The 21244-nt window shown below is 58.1% G+C and carries 18 protein-coding genes and 1 tRNA gene; 14 read left to right on the forward strand and 5 right to left on the reverse strand.

Translation table 11 applies throughout. From position 1 onward, the window contains the following. The first annotated feature begins 3 nt into the window (after positions 1-3). From apaG to ACWR1S_RS25215, 7 genes are all read left to right on the forward strand, one after another. Positions 4-384: a Co2+/Mg2+ efflux protein ApaG gene (gene apaG / locus ACWR1S_RS25185; protein ID WP_454565382.1), complete on the forward strand. Its 381-nt coding sequence runs from the start codon at positions 4-6 to the stop codon at positions 382-384. Then, a complete protein-coding gene (locus ACWR1S_RS25190; protein WP_454565383.1) occupies positions 384-1265 on the forward strand; it encodes a symmetrical bis(5'-nucleosyl)-tetraphosphatase in 882 nt (293 codons plus the stop codon). The genes apaG and ACWR1S_RS25190 overlap by 1 nt, the downstream gene beginning before the upstream one ends. A gap of 33 nt (positions 1266-1298) precedes the next feature. After that, positions 1299-1628, forward strand: a complete 330-nt coding sequence (gene glpE / locus ACWR1S_RS25195) for a thiosulfate sulfurtransferase GlpE (RefSeq protein ID WP_454565384.1) — start codon at positions 1299-1301, stop codon at positions 1626-1628. Positions 1629-1925: 297 nt separating this feature from the next. Then, positions 1926-3848: a PrkA family serine protein kinase gene (locus tag ACWR1S_RS25200; RefSeq protein WP_007910115.1), complete on the forward strand. Its 1923-nt coding sequence runs from the start codon at positions 1926-1928 to the stop codon at positions 3846-3848. A gap of 121 nt (positions 3849-3969) precedes the next feature. Beyond that, complete coding sequence (locus ACWR1S_RS25205) at positions 3970-5241, forward strand: YeaH/YhbH family protein (RefSeq protein ID WP_158953247.1); 1272 nt, start codon at positions 3970-3972, stop codon at positions 5239-5241. Further along, the gene (locus ACWR1S_RS25210; protein ID WP_454565385.1) at positions 5238-6800 is read left to right on the forward strand and encodes a SpoVR family protein; all 1563 of its coding nucleotides are present in this window, start codon (positions 5238-5240) and stop codon (positions 6798-6800) included. The genes ACWR1S_RS25205 and ACWR1S_RS25210 overlap by 4 nt, the downstream gene beginning before the upstream one ends. A 62-nt stretch (positions 6801-6862) precedes the next feature. After that, positions 6863-8086 (forward strand): multifunctional CCA addition/repair protein, encoded by a 1224-nt coding sequence (locus ACWR1S_RS25215; protein ID WP_454565386.1) that lies wholly within the window; start codon positions 6863-6865, stop codon positions 8084-8086. A gap of 89 nt (positions 8087-8175) precedes the next feature. Here ACWR1S_RS25215 and folK read toward each other — a convergent pair whose 3' ends face one another. Continuing rightward, positions 8176-8691 carry a 2-amino-4-hydroxy-6-hydroxymethyldihydropteridine diphosphokinase gene (folK, locus tag ACWR1S_RS25220; protein WP_454565387.1) on the reverse strand — a complete coding sequence of 172 codons (516 nt, stop codon included), beginning with the start codon at positions 8689-8691 and terminating at the stop codon, positions 8176-8178. After that, positions 8682-9038, reverse strand: coding sequence for a dihydroneopterin aldolase (folB, locus tag ACWR1S_RS25225; protein WP_454565388.1), 357 nt, complete (start codon positions 9036-9038; stop codon positions 8682-8684). The genes folK and folB overlap by 10 nt, the downstream gene beginning before the upstream one ends. Positions 9039-9112: 74 nt before the next feature. Here folB and plsY point away from each other — a divergent pair, with 74 nt between their 5' ends. Then, on the forward strand, positions 9113-9682 hold the full coding sequence (gene plsY, locus ACWR1S_RS25230; RefSeq protein WP_454565389.1) for a glycerol-3-phosphate 1-O-acyltransferase PlsY: 570 nt from the start codon (positions 9113-9115) through the stop codon (positions 9680-9682). A gap of 23 nt (positions 9683-9705) precedes the next feature. Here plsY and tsaD read toward each other — a convergent pair whose 3' ends face one another. Beyond that, entirely contained in the window at positions 9706-10731 is a 1026-nt protein-coding gene (gene tsaD / locus ACWR1S_RS25235) for a tRNA (adenosine(37)-N6)-threonylcarbamoyltransferase complex transferase subunit TsaD (protein WP_123594035.1), read from the reverse strand. Between the two features lie 199 nt (positions 10732-10930). Between tsaD and rpsU the strand changes: the two genes are divergently transcribed. The 5 genes from rpsU to ACWR1S_RS25260 all read left to right on the forward strand — a co-directional run bounded on the left by rpsU (position 10931) and on the right by ACWR1S_RS25260 (position 19474). Further along, entirely contained in the window at positions 10931-11146 is a 216-nt protein-coding gene (gene rpsU, locus ACWR1S_RS25240) for a 30S ribosomal protein S21 (RefSeq protein ID WP_002551877.1), read from the forward strand. Positions 11147-11631: 485 nt separating this feature from the next. Beyond that, positions 11632-13596 carry a DNA primase gene (gene dnaG, locus ACWR1S_RS25245; protein ID WP_422610347.1) on the forward strand — a complete coding sequence of 655 codons (1965 nt, stop codon included), beginning with the start codon at positions 11632-11634 and terminating at the stop codon, positions 13594-13596. A gap of 67 nt (positions 13597-13663) precedes the next feature. Continuing rightward, complete coding sequence (gene rpoD, locus ACWR1S_RS25250) at positions 13664-15508, forward strand: RNA polymerase sigma factor RpoD (RefSeq protein WP_454565390.1); 1845 nt, start codon at positions 13664-13666, stop codon at positions 15506-15508. Between the two features lie 127 nt (positions 15509-15635). Beyond that, positions 15636-19382, forward strand: a complete 3747-nt coding sequence (locus ACWR1S_RS25255; RefSeq protein ID WP_454565391.1) for a bifunctional diguanylate cyclase/phosphodiesterase — start codon at positions 15636-15638, stop codon at positions 19380-19382. 15 nt (positions 19383-19397) lie between these two features. Beyond that, positions 19398-19474: transfer RNA gene (locus ACWR1S_RS25260), tRNA-Ile, on the forward strand. A gap of 120 nt (positions 19475-19594) precedes the next feature. Here the strand turns inward: ACWR1S_RS25260 and ACWR1S_RS25265 are convergent. Both ACWR1S_RS25265 and ACWR1S_RS25270 read right to left on the reverse strand, forming a co-directional pair. Continuing rightward, positions 19595-20659, reverse strand: coding sequence for a phage integrase (locus ACWR1S_RS25265; RefSeq protein ID WP_454565392.1), 1065 nt, complete (start codon positions 20657-20659; stop codon positions 19595-19597). 16 nt (positions 20660-20675) lie between these two features. Then, a complete protein-coding gene (locus ACWR1S_RS25270) occupies positions 20676-20924 on the reverse strand; it encodes a helix-turn-helix domain-containing protein (RefSeq protein ID WP_454565393.1) in 249 nt (82 codons plus the stop codon). A gap of 87 nt (positions 20925-21011) precedes the next feature. On the opposite strand from ACWR1S_RS25270, the gene ACWR1S_RS25275 reads away from it, so the two are divergent. Further along, the gene (locus ACWR1S_RS25275; RefSeq protein ID WP_454565394.1) at positions 21012-21233 is read left to right on the forward strand and encodes a hypothetical protein; all 222 of its coding nucleotides are present in this window, start codon (positions 21012-21014) and stop codon (positions 21231-21233) included. The last annotated feature ends 11 nt before the right edge of the window (positions 21234-21244 follow it).

Here is a 21244-nt window from a genome sequence, read left to right on the forward strand (position 1 = left end):
TGCATGTCCGATTCCCGTTACCAGGTCGATGTCAGCGTCGTTACCCACTATCTGGCAGACCAATCGCAACCCGAGCACGACCGCTTCGCCTTCGCTTACACCATCACGGTGCAGAACAATGGCGCGATCCCGGCCAAGCTGCTGTCGCGGCACTGGGTGATCACCGATGGCAATGGCCATGTCGAGGAAGTGCGGGGCGCCGGCGTCGTCGGCCAGCAACCGTTGATCGATGTCGGCCAGAGCCACACCTATAGCAGCGGCACGGTAATGACCACCAAGGTCGGCACCATGCAGGGCACCTACGAAATGGTCGCCGACGATGGCAAGCATTTCGACGCGATCATCCAGCCGTTCCGCCTCGCCGTGCCCGGATCCTTGCACTGATGGCTACGTATGCCGTCGGCGACCTGCAGGGCTGCCTCGAACCGCTGAAATGCCTGCTCAAGCAAGTCGCGTTCGACCCGAAAATCGATCGACTGTGGCTCGTGGGCGATCTGGTCAACCGAGGCCCGCAGTCTCTGGAAACCCTGCGTTTTCTGTATGGCATGCGTGAATCGCTGATCTGCGTGCTCGGCAACCACGACTTGCATCTGCTGGCTGCAGCTAAAAATATCGAGCGTTTGAAGAAGTCCGATACCTTGCGCGAGATTCTCGATGCCCCGGACTGCGCCGAATTGCTTGAGTGGGTTCGCCAACAAAAGCTCATGCATTACGATGAAACACGCGATGTCGCCATGGTTCACGCCGGCATTCCACCGCAATGGTCGCTGCGTCGCGCCCTGAAATGTGCCGACGAAGTCGAAACCGCCCTGCGTGACGACAACCTCTTTCCCGCCTACCTCGACGGCATGTACGGCAACGATCCGGCGAAATGGGACAACGACCTCAAAGGCGTGACCCGCCTGCGCGTCATCACTAACTATTTCACGCGCATGCGCTTCTGCACCGCCGAAGGCAAACTCGACCTCAAGAGCAAGGAAGGCCTCGACACCGCGCCGCCCGGCTACAAACCGTGGTTCCAGCATAAAGAGCGCAAGACCAAAGGCCTGCGCATCATCTTCGGCCACTGGGCGGCACTCGAAGGCAATATCCATGAACCAGGCATCTCGGCGCTGGACACCGGTTGCGTCTGGGGCGGCAGCCTGACCCTGATGAACGTCGACAGCGGCGAACGCCTGTCGTGCAAATGCGACGAACACGGCGGCCTCGCCCCGACCGTCGCACCACTTATCCCCGAAACTTCGCCAGTCAGCGCACCGCGTTAGACTGCGCTTTCAGCCGAGCAACAGGAACCCGCCATGAGCGAATTCAAACGAATCCCCCCGGAACAGGCCCAAGCCCTGCGTGAGCAAGGTGCCATTGTAGTCGATGTCCGTGACCCAGCGACTTTTGCCGCCCTGCACATCAGCGGCTCGAAGCATTTGGACAACGTTTCCATCTCGGATTTCATCCGTGCCGCCGACCTTGATGCACCGACGGTAGTGGTCTGCTATCACGGCAACTCCAGTCAGAGCGCTGCCGCGTATCTGATCAGCCAAGGCTTCTCCGACGTCTACAGCATGGATGGCGGCTTCGAGTTGTGGCGTACGACTTATCCTGCAGAAACCGCCCAAGGCACCACCGAATAATTTTTTTGTCACGCGCAGGCCCCGGCTGCCGCGGGCCTGCGCGGGCAGACGAACGGTCTTGCGACAACTAATTACGTATCTCGCCTTTACCTCCTGAATTCCCAACTATCCTTAAGCCCAGGCCATCCAAATCAGGGGAGAGCCGGTACACCGGCGCACGGGTCATCGGGAGTGACTTTCACGATTGTCGATCGTGGAAGTGTTCTGGGGGGTAAACAAACAACTGCCAAAACGGTTGTTTGCCAGCATCGACTGAGTGATCCGGCGTCGGCTCCACGTATCGAGCGAGGTGACGTCATGAGTATCTTTAGCCACTTCCAACAACGCTTCGAGTCCACACGCCAGGAAGAACTCTCGCTGCAAGAGTACCTGGAGCTGTGCAAGAAAGACCGTAGCGCCTACGTTTCCGCCGCCGAGCGTCTATTGCTGGCGATCGGCGAACCGGAACTGCTCGACACCTCGACCAATTCGAGGCTGTCACGCATCTTCTCCAACAAGGTGATCCGTCGCTATCCGGCCTTTGAAGACTTCCACGGGATGGAAGAATGCATCGACCAGATCGTTTCGTATTTCCGCCACGCCGCCCAAGGCCTGGAAGAGAAGAAACAAATCCTTTATCTGCTCGGCCCCGTCGGCGGCGGTAAATCGTCGCTGGCCGAGAAGCTGAAACAGCTGATCGAGAAAGTGCCCTTCTACGCAATCAAGGGCTCGCCCGTATTCGAATCGCCACTGGGTCTGTTTAACGCCACTGAAGATGGCGCGATCCTCGAAGAAGATTTCGGTATTCCGCGGCGCTACCTGAACACCATCATGTCGCCATGGGCGACCAAACGCCTGGCCGAATTCGGTGGCGACATCAGCCAGTTCCGCGTGGTCAAACTGTACCCGTCGATCCTCAATCAGATCGCCGTGGCCAAGACCGAACCGGGCGACGAGAACAACCAGGACATTTCCGCCCTGGTCGGTAAAGTCGACATCCGCAAACTCGAGGAATACCCACAGAACGACGCCGACGCCTATAGCTATTCCGGTGCGCTGTGCCGAGCCAACCAGGGCCTGATGGAATTCGTTGAAATGTTCAAGGCACCGATCAAGGTGCTGCACCCATTGCTGACCGCGACTCAGGAAGGCAACTACAACAGTACCGAAGGCCTCGGCGCGATTCCGTTCACCGGGATCCTGCTCGCCCACTCCAACGAATCGGAGTGGCACACCTTCCGCAACAACAAGAACAACGAAGCGTTCATCGACCGGATCTACATCGTCAAAGTGCCGTATTGCCTGCGCGTCAGCGACGAAGTGAAGATCTACGACAAACTGCTGTTCAACAGCTCCCTGGCCAAAGCGCATTGCGCGCCGGACACCTTGAAAATGCTGGCGCAGTTCACTGTGCTGTCACGCCTGAAGGAGCCGGAAAACTCCAACATCTATTCGAAGATGCGTGTGTACGACGGCGAAAACCTCAAGGACACCGATCCGAAGGCCAAGTCTATTCAGGAATACCGCGACTCGGCCGGCGTTGACGAAGGCATGAACGGTCTGTCGACCCGCTTCGCATTCAAGATCCTCTCCAAAGTGTTCAACTTCGATCCGCATGAAATCGCCGCCAACCCGGTGCACCTGCTCTATGTACTGGAACAGCAGATCGAACAGGAACAATTCCAGGCTGAAACCCGCGAGCGCTATCTGCGTTACCTGAAAGAATACCTGGCACCGCGTTATATCGAATTCATCGGCAAGGAGATCCAGACCGCTTACCTCGAGTCTTACAGCGAGTACGGCCAGAACATCTTCGACCGCTACGTGCTCTACGCGGACTTCTGGATTCAGGATCAGGAATATCGTGATCCGGAAACCGGCGAGATCCTCAACCGCGTCGCCCTGAACGAAGAACTGGAGAAAATCGAGAAACCGGCCGGCATCAGCAATCCGAAGGATTTCCGCAATGAAATCGTCAACTTCGTCCTGCGCGCCCGGGCCAACAACAACGGCAAAAACCCGACCTGGCTCAGCTACGAAAAACTGCGGGTGGTCATCGAGAAGAAAATGTTCTCGAACACCGAAGATCTGCTGCCGGTCATCAGCTTCAATGCCAAGGCCAGCAAGGAGGATCAGCAAAAGCACAACGACTTCGTCACTCGAATGGTCGAACGCGGCTACACCGACAAACAGGTACGGCTTCTTTCCGAATGGTACCTGCGGGTACGGAAGTCGCAGTGAAGCAGCTGCAAGCTTCTAGCTACAAGCTGCAAGAACAAAGCGCGTAACCCACTGATGCCCGGGAACCTGCTTTTACTTGCAGCTTGAAGCTCACAACTTGAAGCTGCCCGGAGGGCTTCCTATGAGTTATGTGATCGACCGACGTCTCAATGGCAAGAACAAGAGCACGGTAAACCGCCAGCGTTTCCTGCGGCGTTACCGTGACCACATCAAGAAGGCCGTCGAAGAGGCGGTCAGCCGGCGCTCCATTACCGATATGGAACACGGCGAACAGATCAGCATTCCCGGTCGCGACATCGACGAACCGGTGCTTCATCACGGCCGTGGCGGCAAGCAAACCGTGGTCCACCCCGGCAACAAGGAATTTACCGCCGGCGAACACATTGCTCGGCCACCGGGCGGTGGCGGCGGGCGCGGTCCAGGCAAGGCAGGCAATTCCGGCGAGGGCATGGACGAGTTTGTCTTCCAGATCACCCAGGAAGAATTCCTCGAGTTCATGTTCGAAGACCTCGAGCTGCCGAATCTGGTCAAGCGCAACCTCAGCGGTACCGACACCTTCAAAACCGTGCGGGCCGGGATCAGCAACGAAGGCAATCCGTCACGCATCAATATCATCCGCACGCTGCGTTCGGCGCATGCACGGCGCATTGCCCTGTCTGGCAGCAGTCGGGCGAAACTGCGCGAAGTCAAAGAAGAACTTGAGCGCCTGAGACGCGAAGAGCCGGACAACTTCGGCGATATTCAGGAACTCGAGGCCGAAGTCGAAAAGCTCAGCGCGCGCATCCATCGCGTACCGTTCCTCGACACCTTCGACCTGAAATACAACCTGTTGATCAAACAACCGAACCCCAGCTCGAAAGCGGTGATGTTTTGCCTGATGGACGTTTCCGGCTCCATGACCCAAGCGACCAAGGACATCGCCAAACGCTTTTTCATCCTGTTGTACCTGTTCCTGAAACGGAATTACGACAAGATCGACGTGGTGTTCATCCGCCACCACACCAGCGCCCGAGAAGTCGACGAAGAGGAGTTTTTCTATTCACGGGAAACCGGCGGCACCATCGTCTCCAGCGCCCTGAAGCTGATGCAGGAGATCATGGCCGAGCGTTACCCGAGCAACGAGTGGAACATCTACGCGGCGCAGGCTTCCGACGGTGATAACTGGAACGACGACTCGCCGATCTGCCGCGACATCCTGATCAACCAGATCATGCCGTTTGTGCAGTACTACACTTACGTGGAGATCACCCCGCGCGAACATCAGGCCTTGTGGTACGAATACGAACGCATTGCCGAAGCCTTCTCTGACACTTTTGCCCAGCAACAACTGGTCTCGGCCGGGGATATCTATCCGGTCTTCCGTGAACTCTTCCAGCGCAGGTTAGTGACATGACCGCCAAAGAGCAGAAGCGCCAACCCATTTCCACAGGCTCCGAATGGACGTTCGAGCTGATCCAGACCTACGACCGCGAAATCGCCCGGATCGCGGCCCGCTATGCGCTGGATACCTATCCCAACCAGATCGAAGTGATCACCGCCGAGCAGATGATGGACGCGTACGCCTCGGTGGGCATGCCGCTGGGTTATCACCACTGGTCTTACGGCAAACACTTCCTCAGCACCGAGAAATCCTACAGTCGCGGGCAGATGGGCCTGGCCTACGAAATCGTGATCAACTCCGATCCTTGCATTGCCTATCTGATGGAAGAAAACACCATCTGCATGCAGGCGCTGGTGGTGGCGCACGCGTGCTATGGCCACAACAGCTTCTTCAAGGGCAATTACCTGTTTCGCACCTGGACCGACGCCAGCTCGATCATCGATTACCTGGTGTTCGCCAAGCAGTACATCATGCAGTGCGAGGAGCGCCACGGCATCGATGCGGTGGAAGACCTGCTCGACTCCTGCCATGCGTTGATGAACTACGGCGTTGACCGCTATAAACGCCCGTATCCGATTTCCGCCGAAGAGGAACGCCGGCGACAGAAGGATCGCGAAGAACACCTGCAGAAGCAGATCAACGATCTGTGGCGCACCATCCCCAAAGGCGCGGACAAGTATAGCGACAGGGACAATGCACGCTTTCCGGCCGAGCCGCAGGAAAACATCCTCTACTTCATCGAGAAACACGCGCCATTGCTCGAACCTTGGCAGCGCGAAATCGTGCGAATCGTGCGCAAGATCGCTCAGTACTTTTATCCACAGCGTCAGACCCAGGTGATGAACGAAGGCTGGGCGACGTTCTGGCACTACACGCTGATGAACGACCTGTATGACGAGGGACTGGTAACCGACGGTTTCATGATGGAGTTTCTGACGTCACACACAAGCGTGGTATTCCAGCCTGGCTTCGACAGCCCGTACTACAACGGTATCAACCCGTATGCGTTGGGTTTTGCCATGTACCGCGACATTAGGCGCATGTGCGAAGAGCCAACCGAGGAAGATCGTCACTGGTTCCCGGAAATCGCCGGTACCGACTGGCTATCGACCATCAAGTTCGCCATGAGCAGTTTCAAGGATGAGAGCTTCATCCTGCAGTACCTGTCACCCAAGGTAATCCGTGATCTGAAGCTGTTCAGCATTATGGATGACGATCAAAAGGACGACTTGCTGGTGCCGGCCATCCACGACGAACCCGGCTACCGGATCATCCGTGAAACTTTGGCGGCGCAGTACAACCTCGGCAACCGTGAGCCAAACGTGCAGATCTACAGCATCGATCGGCGCGGCGACCGCTCACTGACCTTGCGTCACCAACAGCACGACCGCAAACCGCTGGGAGATTCCACCGACGAGGTGCTCAAACACCTGCATCGCTTGTGGGGCTTCGATATCCACCTGGAAACCCTGCAAGGCGACCAAATCATGAAAACCCATCACGTTCCGCCACGCAGTGAACACAGCGAAGGGGATTACGGTCGACTGGATCTGGCCGTCATTCATCTTTGATCCGGTCTGGCCTCCGAAAGTCTGACGCAAGGGTTATCCTGTCGGGCTAACGGAGGTTTTTTATGCAGATTTTCAAGGTTGGCGGTGCGGTTCGAGATCGCCTGCTCGGTAAACCGGTCACGGATATCGATTGGGTGGTGGTTGGCGCCACCACGGAAGAGATGCTCGCCAAGGGTTATCGGCCGGTCGGCGCGGATTTTCCGGTGTTTCTTCATCCCAAAAGCGGCGAGGAATACGCCCTCGCCCGCACCGAACGCAAAAGCGGTCGCGGTTACGGCGGCTTCACCTTTCATGCCAGCCCCGAAGTGACGCTTGAAGAAGACCTGATTCGCCGTGACCTGACCATCAACGCCATGGCCGAGGACGATCAGCACAATCTGACCGATCCTTACCATGGCCAGCGCGATCTTGAAGCGCGCATCCTGCGCCACGTTTCCCCGGCGTTTGCCGAAGATCCGCTACGAGTGCTGCGCGTTGCCCGTTTCGCCGCGCGTTATGCCGGATTAGGCTTCACCGTCGCGCCCGAAACACTGGAATTCATGCGGCAGCTCAGCGACTCCGGCGAACTGGAGGCGTTGACCGCCGAGCGCAGCTGGAAGGAAATCTCCCGCGCGCTGATGGAGGATCAGCCGCAGGTGTTCATTCAGGTGCTTCGCGACTGTGGCGCGTTGAAGGTACTGATGCCGGAAGTCGACGCACTTTTTGGTGTGCCGCAACCGGAAGCCCATCACCCGGAAATCGACACCGGCCTGCACACGCTTAGCGTCCTGGAGCAGTCGGCGCTGCACAAACAACCGCTGACCGTGCGCTGGGCTTGCCTGCTGCACGACCTCGGCAAAGGTTTGACACCAGCAGCAGAATGGCCACGGCACATCGCCCACGAGCACACAGGACTGAAGCTGATCAAAGCGGTCAACGAACGCTTCAAGGCACCGAAAGATTGTCAGGAATTGGCGCTATTGGTCGGCCAGTACCACACCCATGGGCACCGGGCACTGGAGTTGAAGGCTTCGACACTGCTAGAGCTGTTGCAGAGTTTTGATGTGTATCGCCGACCGCAGCGGTTTGAAGAGTTTATCGTTGCGTGCGAGATGGATGCGCGGGGCCGCAAGGGGCTCGAGCAGAGAAGTTATCCACAGGCGGATTATTTGCGTGGCGCAGCCAAGGTTGCGCGGGAGGTGGCGGTGCAGCCGTTGCTGGAGAAGGGGTTCAAAGGCCCCGAACTGGGCGAAGCGCTGAAGCGTGAGCGGTTGAAGGCGTTGAAAGCGTACAAAGAGAACGCCTGAAGCAAGATCAACAGATCGCAGCCTGCGGCAGCTCCTACACGGCAACACGCGTTCTCTGTGGAGCTGCCGCAGGCTGCGATCTGTCGCTGTTAAAGATTCTGCGGGGTCAATTGCTCGCCACGCCACTCGAACGCGACCGGCGCCAGCACTTGGTCGATCTGCGCCTCAGCCCACAACGTCGCGAAGCTTTTTCCCACACCCGGATGCAGGCGGTCCGGCGCAATCAGCGACAACGGCCACAGCACAAAAGCATTTTTCAGAATCTCGGCACGTGGCAGAACCAACCCGTCGAAATTTCCCGCCAGTTCGCCATACAACAGCACGTCGATATCGAGCGGCAAACCCTTGCGATCCGGCGCGTAGCGACCATTGTCCGCCTCGATGAATTTCAAGCGTCGATCCAGCTCCATCAACGGCAGATCGGTAAACGCCGACACCACAAAGTTGAAGAACGGCCCGCTCTTGATACCCACCGGTTGGCTCTCGAACACCGCCGAACAGCGGATATCCACCAGAAACGTCGCCAAAGCGTCGAGCCCGGCGCGCAAATGGTTTTCGCGCTCGATGTTGCTACCGAGCCCGAGGTACACCTGAGTCAGCGACATCCGCGCTCGATCTCCACACCCACGCCACCTTTCGCAGCCGGTACAGCGCCTGGCTTGGTCAACTTCAGGCGAACCCAGGTAATCTTGAATTCATTCATCAGCACCTCAACCAGGCGCTCGGCGAACGTCTCGACCAGTTGATACTGCGCCTGCTCGGCAAACGCCTGAATCCGCGCGGAAACACTGGCGTAGTCGAGCGCCAGAGTGAGGTCGTCACCGGCGGCGGCCGGACGATTGTCCCAGGCGAAGCTCAGATCAAGGCGCAGGCACTGTCGGATGCCGCGCTCCCAGTCGTAGGCACCAATCACAGTGTCAACTTCCAGGCCCTCGATAAACACTCTGTCCAAGCACTTCTCTCCGCTGCACGACAAGGGCGCAATGCGCCGTTAGAATCAGGGCGTCCTCGCCCGGAATAGTTAGCATGTTTTGGTTACTGGCGACTTTCGCCTACCTGCTTGGCTCGCTGTCCTTCGCCATTTTGCTCAGCCGCCTGACCGGAAATCCGGATCCGCGAATGAGTGGCTCGGGCAATGCCGGTGCCACCAACATGCTGCGCCTGGCCGGCCGCAAACTCGCGATCCTGACCCTGCTGGGTGATCTGTGCAAAGGCCTGGTGCCGGTGCTGATCGCCTCGGCTGCAGGCCTTTCGCTGCAGGATCAGGCGTGGATCGGCGTGTGCGCCGTGATCGGTCACCTGTTCCCGCTGTATTTCCGCTTCCGTGGTGGCAAAGGTGTCGCCACCGCTGCCGGCATGCTGTTGGGCCTGTATCCGCCTGCAGCACTGTTGGCAGTATGCGCCTGGCTGCTGACGTTCTACCTGACCCGCACCAGCTCGCTGGCGGCGCTGATCGCCACGCCACTGACCTTGCCGCTGTTAGCCTGGCAGGAACCGGAGGCGCTGGTGCCGATGAGCGCACTGACCTTACTGATCGTCTGGCGCCACCGCGGCAATCTACGCGACCTGTTTGCCGGGCGCGAACGGCATTTTTAAATAGCGCCCATGAGCGCCGCTCATCACAACGCCGACAACTGCTCCATCGGCCAGCGCGCCTGCACGCTGATTGCCAGACTTTCCTGCTGACCGGCCTGCAAACGCTGGCAACCGGCAAACGCGATCATCGCGCCATTGTCGGTACAGAACTCCGGGCGCGCATAAAACACATCGCCCTTCATGTCGCCGAGCATCTTTTCCAGCGAAACCCGCAAGGCCTTGTTGGCGCTGACGCCGCCTGCGATCACCAGACGCTTCATGCCTGCCTGCTTGAGGGCACGCTTGCACTTGATGGTCAAAGTCTCCACCACGGCCTGCTGGAACGCCAGCGCGATGTCGCAACGGGCTTGCTCGTTGTCGTCCCCGGCGCTGACGCACTGCTGCCAGGCGTTGAGCGCAGAGGTTTTCAGACCACTGAAACTGAATTGCAGGCCCGGACGATCACACATCGGACGCGGAAAGGTAAAACGTCCTGCGACACCCTTCTCTGCCAACTTGGCGATTTCCGGCCCACCCGGATAATTGAGGCCCATCATCTTCGCGGTCTTGTCGAAAGCTTCGCCGGCGGCATCGTCGAGCGTCTCGCCGAGCAGGCTGTATTGACCGATGCCATCGACCTGAACCAGCTGCGTATGACCGCCGGAGACCAACAAAGCGACGAACGGGAATTGCGGCGGTTTCGGCTCCAGCATCGGCGCCAGCAAATGCCCTTCCATGTGGTGCACGCCGAGCGCCGGAATGCCCCAGGCAAAGGCCAGCGCCTGAGCACAGGATGCACCGACCAGCAGCGCGCCAACCAGTCCAGGACCCGCGGTATAGGCGATCGCATCGATCTCGGTCGGCACGCAGTCAGCTTCTGCCAACACCTGACGAATCAAGGGCAGCATGCGTTTGACGTGGTCACGCGAGGCGAGCTCCGGCACCACCCCGCCATAGGCGCGATGCAGGTCGATCTGGCTGAACAGTGCGTCGGCCAGCAGGCCGCGTTCGCTGTCATATAATGCGACGCCGGTTTCGTCGCAGGAGGTTTCTAATCCCAGTACTAGCATGGGTTTGCGCCTTGTTTAGGCTGAATTCGAAGGCGCGCATAATAGTCCCCGCGTGATGCCCCGACCAGCGGTTTTCGATCAGAGGCTTTGCATTCCGAGCGATGAGGGGTTAACATCCGCAACCCTTAAAAACCGACGTCTTCAAGTGCTCTTTTGCCGCGAGGATGTTGACCCCGGTAATGAATGAAGGTAGCTCTGGATGCCAGCCGTCAAAGTTAAAGAGAACGAACCCTTCGACGTAGCTCTGCGTCGTTTCAAGCGCTCCTGCGAAAAAGCCGGTGTACTGGCTGAAGTTCGTAGCCGCGAATTTTACGAGAAGCCAACTTCTGAGCGTAAGCGCAAAGCAGCAGCCGCTGTTAAGCGTCACGCCAAGAAAGTTCAGCGCGAACAGCGCCGCGCCGTTCGTCTGTACTAATACACAGACGTTCGTAGCAAGCTTCTTGCCTAAGCCCGGCTCTCAGCCGGGCTAATGGCATTTGCGTAAAACGCTTGATGCTTCACCGTCGAAGCCGCACACGCGACTGAGACAAATCTGCTTCACGCGTCAGACCTGGCTCTTTTGCCAGCGGTGCACGTCTTTTCTGACGAGCCTTTCAAGGCTACTGACGAGCACACCCACTGATTCCTCTCACGACGATCAGCCCAAGGCACCTGCATGCGTGCCCGCTTTATTGAGCTATCCGAGGCCCTTAACCGGCCGTCAGCGGATTCAGCGCAACACTTTCAAATAGTCGAAGACTGATGAGTACTAACGTCAGGGGATTTTCGGCAGATACACTTCCCGACAGCGATTACGCAGACGACACCGGTCGAGCCGCATATTTTGCGCGCTTCAAACAATGACCCGCGTCCGGCAGCCTTACGCATCGGACTTATTACAGCGCAGACGACGAGTACGCCATGGCCGGGCTGATTCCCCAGAGCTTCATTGACGACCTGCTGAACCGCACCGACATCGTCGATGTGGTCAGTTCGCGCGTGCAATTGAAGAAGGCCGGCAAGAACTACACCGCCTGTTGCCCGTTTCACAAAGAGAAAACCCCGTCTTTCAGCGTCAGCCCCGACAAGCAGTTCTATTACTGCTTCGGCTGCGGCGCCGGCGGTAATGCCCTCGGCTTTCTCATGGATCACGACAACCTGGACTTCCCCCAGGCCGTCGAAGATCTGGCGAAAGCCGCCGGCATGGAAATCCCTCGCGAAGAAAGCGGCCGTCCACATAAACCGCGGCAGCCGACCGATTCGCCGCTGTATCCGCTGCTCACCGCTGCCGCCGACTTTTATCGGCAGGCGCTCAAGAGCCATCCATCGCGAAAAGCTGCAGTGGACTACCTCAAGGGCCGCGGCCTGACGGGCGAGATCGCCCGGGATTTCGGTCTCGGCTTCGCGCCACCCGGCTGGGACAACCTGTTCAAGCATTTGAGCAGCGACACTTTGCAGCAGAAGGCCATGATCGACGCCGGGCTGCTGATCGAGAACGCCGAGACTGGCAAACGCTATGACCGCTTCCGCGATCGCGTGATGTTCCCGATCCGCGACACCCGTGGGCGAATTATCGCTTTCGGCGGCCGCGTACTCGGCGACGACAAGCCGAAGTACCTGAACTCACCGGAAACCCCGGTATTCCATAAAGGCCAGGAACTCTACGGCCTCTATGAAGCGCGCAAGAACAACCGCAACCTCGACGAAATCATCGTCGTCGAAGGCTATATGGACGTCATCGCCCTCGCTCAGCAAGGGCTGAAGAATGCCGTCGCGACGCTCGGCACCGCAACCAGCGAAGAACACTTGAAGCGTCTGTTCCGCGTAGTGCCGAACGTGCTGTTTTGCTTCGACGGCGATCAGGCCGGCCGCAACGCCGCATGGCGCGCACTGGAAGCAACGCTTTCAAGCCTGCAGGACGGGCGTCGCGCACGTTTTCTGTTTCTGCCCGAAGGCGAAGACCCGGATACCTTGGTGCGCGCCGAAGGCACTGATGCATTCAAGGCGAGGATCAATCAACATGCTCAGCCGCTGGCGGATTATTTCTTCCAGCAACTGACCGAAGAAGCCGATCCGCGCTCGCTCGAAGGCAAGGCCCACATGGCCACCCTCGCGGCACCGCTGATCGACAAAGTGCCGGGCGCCAATCTGCGGATTTTGATGCGTCAACGCCTGACCGAAATCACCGGACTGAGCAGCGAAACCGTCAGCCAGCTCGCACAAAGTGCGCCGCAGGAAGCGCCGCCCGCCTACGATCCGGGCATCGATTACGACGCAATGCCGGACTACAGCGACTACCATCAGCCGCAGGCACAGGACATGTATGTGCCGCAGCAGGAGTGGACGCCAAAGAAACCCGGCGCTGGCGGCAAAAAGTGGGACAAGAAGCCCTGGGACAAAAACGGTAAGCGTGGCGGTGATCGCGATCAGCAACGCCCGCGTACGCCGATTGGTGTCGAGTCACCAACCCTGACCGCCCTGCGCACCCTGCTTCATCACCCGCAACTGGCCGAGCGCGTCGAAGACGCCGGGCACATTGCAGACGAGAATCAGACCAACGCCCAACTACTTGTGGCGCTGCTCGAAGCCGTACAGAAGAATCCCAAGCTAAACTCATTTCAGTTGATCGCGCGATGGCACGGCACTGAACAGGGTCGTTTGCTCAAGGCATTAGCAGAAAAGGAGTGGCTGATTGACGGAGATAACCTTGAACAACAGTTTTTCGACACCATTACTAGCTTGTCAGCCCGCCAACGCGAGCGAAATCTGGAACAGTTGCTCAGGAAAGCGCGTCAAAGCGAACTGAGTATCGAAGAGAAAAATCAACTGCGCGACCTACTAAGTCGCAATGTTTCCGCATCAAACCCGACCTCAACTGGCGCGTGAGGTCATAGCTCAGGTATAATCCTCGGCTTGTTTTTTGCCCGCCAAGACCTTCAGTGGATAGGGTGTTATGTCCGGAAAAGCGCAACAGCAGTCTCGTATTATTGAGTTGATCAAACTGGGTCGTGAGCAGAAGTATCTGACTTACGCCGAGGTCAACGACCACCTGCCCGAGGATATTTCAGATCCAGAGCAGGTGGAAGACATCATCCGCATGATTAACGACATGGGGATCCCCGTACACGAGAGTGCTCCGGATGCGGACGCCCTTATGTTGGCCGACGCCGATACCGACGAGGCCGCTGCGGAAGAAGCAGCGGCTGCGTTGGCAGCGGTGGAGACCGATATCGGTCGCACCACTGACCCAGTGCGCATGTACATGCGTGAAATGGGTACGGTCGAGCTTCTGACTCGTGAAGGCGAAATCGAAATCGCCAAGCGTATCGAAGAGGGCATCCGTGAAGTGATGAGCGCAATCGCGCACTTCCCTGGCACGGTTGACCACATTCTCTCCGAGTACACTCGCGTCACCACCGAAGGTGGTCGCCTGTCCGACGTTCTGAGCGGTTATATCGACCCGGACGACGGCATTGCGCCGCCTGCCGAAGTGCCGCCGCCTGTCGAAGCGAAAGTGGCGAAAGCTGACGACGATACCGATGACGACGAAGCCGAATCTTCCGATGACGAAGAAGAAGCCGAAAGCGGTCCGGATCCGGTCATCGCTGCCCAGCGCTTTGGCGCCGTGGCTGATCAGATGGAAATCACCCGCAAGGCCCTGAAAAAGCACGGTCGCAACAACAAGGCAGCGATTGCCGAGTTGCTGGTACTGGCCGAGCTGTTCATGCCGATCAAACTGGTGCCGAAGCAATTCGAAGGCCTGGTCGAGCGTGTTCGCGGTGCCCTGGATCGTCTGCGTCAGCAAGAGCGCGCGATCATGCAACTGTGTGTACGTGATGCACGTATGCCACGCGCCGATTTCCTGCGTCAGTTCCCGAGCAACGAAGTCGACGAAAGCTGGTCCGACGCCCTGGCCAAAGGCAAGAGCAAGTACGCCGAAGCCATCGGTCGCGTGCAGCCGGACATCATTCGTTGCCAGCAGAAACTGATCGCGCTGGAAACCGAAACCGGTCTGACCATCGCAGAAATCAAGGACATCAACCGTCGCATGTCGATCGGTGAGGCCAAGGCCCGCCGCGCGAAGAAAGAGATGGTTGAAGCCAACTTGCGTCTGGTGATCTCGATCGCCAAGAAGTACACCAACCGCGGCCTGCAATTCCTCGATCTGATCCAGGAAGGCAACATCGGTCTGATGAAAGCGGTGGACAAGTTCGAATACCGTCGTGGTTACAAGTTCTCGACTTATGCCACCTGGTGGATCCGTCAGGCGATCACTCGCTCGATCGCCGACCAGGCCCGCACCATCCGTATTCCGGTGCACATGATCGAGACGATCAACAAGCTCAACCGTATTTCCCGGCAGATGTTGCAGGAAATGGGTCGCGAACCGACCCCGGAAGAGCTGGGTGAACGCATGGAAATGCCTGAGGACAAGATCCGCAAGGTATTGAAGATCGCTAAAGAGCCGATCTCCATGGAAACCCCGATCGGTGATGACGAAGACTCCCATCTGGGTGACTTCATCGAAGACTCGACCATGCAGTCGCCAATCGATGTCGCCACTGTTGAGAGCCTGAAAGAAGCGACTCGCGAAGTGCTGTCCGGCCTCACTGCCCGTGAAGCCAAAGTACTGCGCATGCGTTTCGGTATCGACATGAACACCGACCACACACTCGAAGAAGTGGGCAAACAGTTTGACGTAACGCGTGAGCGGATCCGTCAGATCGAAGCCAAGGCGCTGCGCAAGCTGCGCCATCCGACGCGAAGCGAGCATCTGCGCTCCTTCCTCGACGAGTGATACCAGAACCCCCGGCCCAGGCCGGGGGTTTTGTTTATGTGGCAGATTAAAATCCTTCGCAACGCCCCTCCCCCGCATACCCCGTCTACACTCGAAACAATCATCCCCGAGCCATAACGAGAGCGTTATGCCCAGATTGGCGTCCGTGCTTTTTTTGCTGTCACTGATGATCTGGACCGCAACGGCTGACGCGCTGACTCTGACCGATGAAGAACGTAGCTGGCTGGCGGCTCACCCGGACTTGCGCCTGGGTGTCGATGCGTCGTGGCCGCCCTTTGAGTTTCGTGACGATCAGAATCGCTATCAGGGGCTCGCAGCCGACTATATCGACGTGATTCGCCAACGCCTGGCGATCAAATTGACGCCCATCGAACCGGTGAGCTGGACAGTGGTGCTGGAACAAGTGAAGTCGGGCAAGATCGACCTGCTGCCTGGCATCATGTCCACCCCTGAACGCCAGACCTACCTGTCGTTTACCCGCCCCTATCTTGATTTCCCGATTGTCATCCTCGCCCACATCGGCGGCGCGCAGCCGCGCAAACTCGACGACCTGTACGGTTTGAAAATCGCCGTGGTGGAAAACTATGCGCCCCACGAACTGCTGCGCACCCACCACCCCGATCTGAATCTGGTCGCCATGCCCAATGTCAGCTCGGCACTGCAGGCATTGGCAACCGACGAGGTGGACGCTGTCGTCGGTGATCTCGCGTCCAGTGTCTGGAGCCTGCGCCAACTCAAACTCGACGGCCTGTACGTCAGCGGCGAAACCCCGTATCGCTACCAATTGGCAATGGCCGTGCCGCGCGACAACAAGGTATTGGTGGGGATTCTCGACAAAGTTCTGGCCGACATGAGTCCTGATGAAATCAGCAGCATTCAGGAGCACTGGGTCGGCAACGTCCTTGATCATCGGACATTCTGGTCGGATCTGCTGGTCTACGGTTTACCGGGGCTGTTGCTGTTGGTGACGATCCTCGCCGTGGTAATCCGCATCAACCGCCGCCTGAGCTCGGAAATCGCCCGACGTATCGACCTCGAACAGGAACTGCGCAGCAGCGAATATCACTATCGCGGACTGGTCGAGAGCTTGTCGGCCATCGCCTGGGAAGCGCGGATGAGCGACTTCACCTACAGCTATGTGTCGCCCCACGCCGAAGACTTGCTCGGCTACCCGCAATCGCACTGGCTGATCCCCGGTTTCTGGCACAACATCATTCATCCGGCCGACCTGACTCGCACGCAAAGTTACTGCAAAGCAGCCCTCAGTGAGGGGCGCGATCACATCGTCGATTATCGCGTGATCACCGCAGATGGCCGCTGCTTGTGGGTGCGCGACATTGTCAGCCTGATCGAGCACGGTCATGAGCCGGTGATGCGCGGTTTGATGATCGATATCAGCGAAATCAAGCGCACCGAAGAGGCGCTGCGGCTCTCGGAGCAGAAATTCGCCTCGGTCTTCCAGCAATGCCCGGACATTCTGGTGATTGCACGGCTGTCCGATGGCTGTCTGCTGGAGGTCAACGAAGCGTTTGAAGAACAGATCGGACTGACCGCCGAGGAAGTGCTGGGCCAGACGGCGACTGATCTCAATATCTGGGGCATTCCCGGCGTCGGTCCGGGGCTACTGCAGCGTTTGCAGGCGGGCAGTATTCGCAATCTGGAGATGCCCTTTCGCCGCAACAACGGCCAGTTGTTCACTGGCCTGATCTCCGCCGAGCCGTTGGATCTGGATACCACGCCAGCGCTGGTGGTCGTTGTGCGCGATATCACCCAACTCAAGGAAACCCAGCAACAACTGCAAACCTCTGAAGAAAAATTCGCCAAGGCCTTTCACGCCTCCCCGGATGGCTTGTTGCTGTCGCGCCAGAGCGATGGCCTGCTGCTGGAAGTCAACGAAGGTTTCAGCCGCATCACCGGTTTCAACAGCGCCATGTCGGTGGATCGCTCCGCGCTGGATCTGGGCATCTGGGTCAATCTCAATGAACGCAAACAGATGCTCGACCTGTTGCATCGCGATGGCTTCGTCCGTGACTTCACCTGCCACATCCGCCGCAGTGACGGGCAGATTCGCCTCTGCGAAGTGTCCAGCCGGCCGCTGCCGATCGGTGAAGAAGACTGCATGCTGACCATCGCCCGCGACATCACCGAACGCCATCTGATGCAGGAAAAACTGCAACAGGCCGCCACCGTGTTCGAAAGCACTGCCGAAGGCGTGCTGATTACCGACACCCAACAGCACATCAGCGCAGTCAACCGCGCCTTCACCGAGATCACCGGCTACAGCGAAAGCGAAGCGCTCGGCCATACCCCGCGCCTGCTTGCCTCCGGCCTTCACGACAGCGCGTTCTACGCAGCAATGTGGCACCAGTTGACCGATGAAGGTCACTGGCAAGGCGAGATCTCCAACCGGCGCAAGAACGGCGAGTTGTATCCGAGCTGGCTGACCATCAGTGCGGTACGCAACCGCGACAAGTTCATCACCCACTTTGTTGCGGTGTTTGCCGACATCTCCAGCCTCAAACATGCCCAAGCCAAACTCGACTATCAGGCGCACCACGACCCGCTCACCGGCCTGCCAAACCGCACACTGTTCGAAAACCGCCTGTTGATGGCACTGAACAGTCAGCAGGAAAACGGCGGTCAAGGCGCCGTGCTGTTTCTCGATCTCGACCGTTTCAAACACATCAACGACAGCCTCGGCCATCCGGTCGGTGACCTGCTGCTCAAGGGCATCGCCGTGCGCCTGAAAGAGCAACTGCGCGACATCGATACCGTGGCGCGTCTGGGCGGTGACGAATTCATCATCCTGTTGCCCGGCCTGCAACAGGCCAGCGACGCCGACAACATCGCCACCAAACTGCTCAACTGCTTTGGTGCGCCGTTCCAGGCTGGCGAGCATGAGTTCTTCATCAGCGCCAGCATCGGCACCAGCCTCTATCCACGGGACGGTTGCGACGTCGCCACACTGGTGAAAAACGCCGACGCGGCGATGTACCGCTCCAAGGCAAAGGGTCGCAACCGCGTCGAAAGCTACACCCGCGATCTCACCGCCCAGGCCAGCGAGCGCATCGCGCTGGAACACGAGCTGCGTCGGGCCATCGAGCGTGACGAGCTATTCCTCTACTACCAACCGAAAATCAGCCTCGACGACCATCGCCTGGTCGGTGCAGAGGCGCTGATCCGCTGGCGTCACCCGACTTTCGGCGACGTACCGCCAGAGCACTTCATTCCGCTGGCCGAAGAGAACGGCATGATCCTGCAGATCGGTGACTGGGTGCTCGAGACCGCGTGCCGGCAAATGTTCGAATGGAATCAGGTCTACGACAGCCTCGGCCCACTGTCGGTGAACCTCGCCGGCGCGCAACTGCGCCAGCCGAATCTGCTCGGACGCATCGAACAACTGCTCAACGACAACGGCCTGCAGCCGGATTTACTGCAACTGGAAATTACCGAGAATTTCATCATGAGTCAGGCCGAAGAGGCGCTGGCCGTGTTGCATCAGCTCAAACACCTCGGCGTACAATTGGCGATCGACGACTTCGGTACCGGATATTCTTCGCTCAGTTACCTCAAACGCTTGCCGCTGGACATCCTCAAAATCGACCAGTCGTTTGTCCGCGGATTGCCCGACGACCCCCACGACGCGGCCATTGTCCGGGCTATCATCGCGCTGGGACGGAGCATGCAATTCACGGTCATCGCCGAGGGCGTGGAAACCCAGGCACAACAACAATTTCTCGCCGTCGAGGGCTGCGAACAGATCCAGGGCTACATCGTCAGCCTGCCGCTACCGCCGGAAGAATTCGCGGCAACGTTTCTTCGTGTAACCGTATCGGATTATTCGGATAGCACAGCCGAGAAACCGTCGCTATAATCCGCGGCCTACTGAGGGCCTATAGCTCAGTTGGTTAGAGCAGAGGACTCATAATCCTTTGGTCCACGGTTCAAGTCCGTGTGGGCCCACCATCTTGAAAGCCACGTATTACGTGGCTTTCGTCGTTTCTGGCAACTGAAAAAACCGGTCAGGCGAATTGCAAAAAATGCGGTCCGTCCAAAATTCGTCCAATTTCAATTTTGGACGGACATTTACGCTACCTCAGCGATCATCGGTTTCGCTTCCAAGAGGCTGGCCAGTGGATTCAGATTGACGACTTCGGCCAAGTGTCCAGGACTGAAGTGAGCATACTTTTGAGTCATGGCCAACGTCGCATGCCCAAGCACTTTTTGAAGCGTCAAAATATCTCCGCCGTTCCTCATGTAATGGGATGCGAATGTGTGTCGCAGGACGTGCGTCATCTGCCCATCGGGTAACTCTAATCCGATCGCCTCAACACTACGCCGAAAGGTGATGGCGCAAGGTCTGAAAGGCAGAGCAGCTTTCAACCGCTCCTCAAGCCGTTTCGAGATTGGCACAGACCGATTCTTGCTGGATTTGGTGCGGCTGTAGTGCACCATCTGATTTCGCACCTGGCGCGGTTGAAGCGCTTCCGCTTCGCCCCACCTGGCACCGGTGGCCAGACACACTTCAGCGATCAACCCGGCGTCGGAATCCCGTTTAGCCAGATCGCCCAATAGTTGCTCGATCTGCTCGCTCAGCAGGTAGGCCATCTCCGTTTCGTCGAACTTGAGTTTGCGCACCTTGCCCAGCGGGTTGTCGACGTCCCACTCCCCCAGTCTGGCCAGCTCGTTGAATACAGCACGTAGATACGTCAGCTCATGATTCAGCATGTTTGCGCTGATGGGCTTCGGATCCGCGCCGTCTTTGGAGTAACCAGTGCCTGGCGTCGATCTGGAATGCTTCCCCTCTGCGCGCTCGGCGCGGTACTGCGCAAAGTGAGCAGAAGTGAACTTATGCGCCTTCGGGTTCCCCATTCGATTCACCATACTGACCAACAACGCTAGGCGCTGTTTGCCGGTCTTCAGGTTCTGGCCGTGGACGACGTACCAGCGATTGACCAGGTCGAGCATAGTTCGCGCATCGTGCTTGGCGGGCTTAGCAACTTGCCCCGACGCACCTTCCCCCATGACCTTGCTGTGGTAATGGGTTGCTTCGTTTTTGGTAGGGAAAATCCTGCGGGTTCGATAGCCGTAGCTGCCGTCAGGGCGGCAGTCCACTTCGTAGCGGCCATCCGGTAGTTTTCTTATCGGCATGGTGTCGCGTCCTACGTCACTGGCCAATCACGGGGCTGATCTGACCCGCTTCAGGTGCGACCTCATCAGTCACCAGCCACAGCGCATATTTTTTGAACCGCGGATGCATGGTGACCTTCAACAACTCAACCGAGCTGACGGACTTACTGCGTCCATACTCATAGCCCTTCCAAGTATCCATTTTGACGCCGGTGAGTTCGCAAATTTCGGTTTGTGTCAGTCGCTCTGTCAGCCGCACTTCCTTGAGCTTGCTTCCTAAATCCATGACGACCCCTTGATTTTGTGTATGTACATACATATTCTGTGGGCGCAGATACATATCTGCTGCATATATACCCACGGAGCTTACCAAATGCAGATCACGATCGACACGCCCTACACCACTGTCAGAGAACTAGCCCGACGCTCCGGCCAGTCGGAACGAGCCATCCGAAACGACATCGAGCGCGGCCGCATCCTGATTCGTGAAAAGACGGAAGGCTCGAAAGAAGCGGTGCTGATCAACATGCTCGCCTTGGCCATCGAAGCAGCTCAGCAGGCCGAGCGCGTTATGTCCGCATCGGCCAAGCGCTGAGGGGCTGGAAA

The sequence above is a fragment of the Pseudomonas sp. AIG genome, assembly GCF_977020205.1.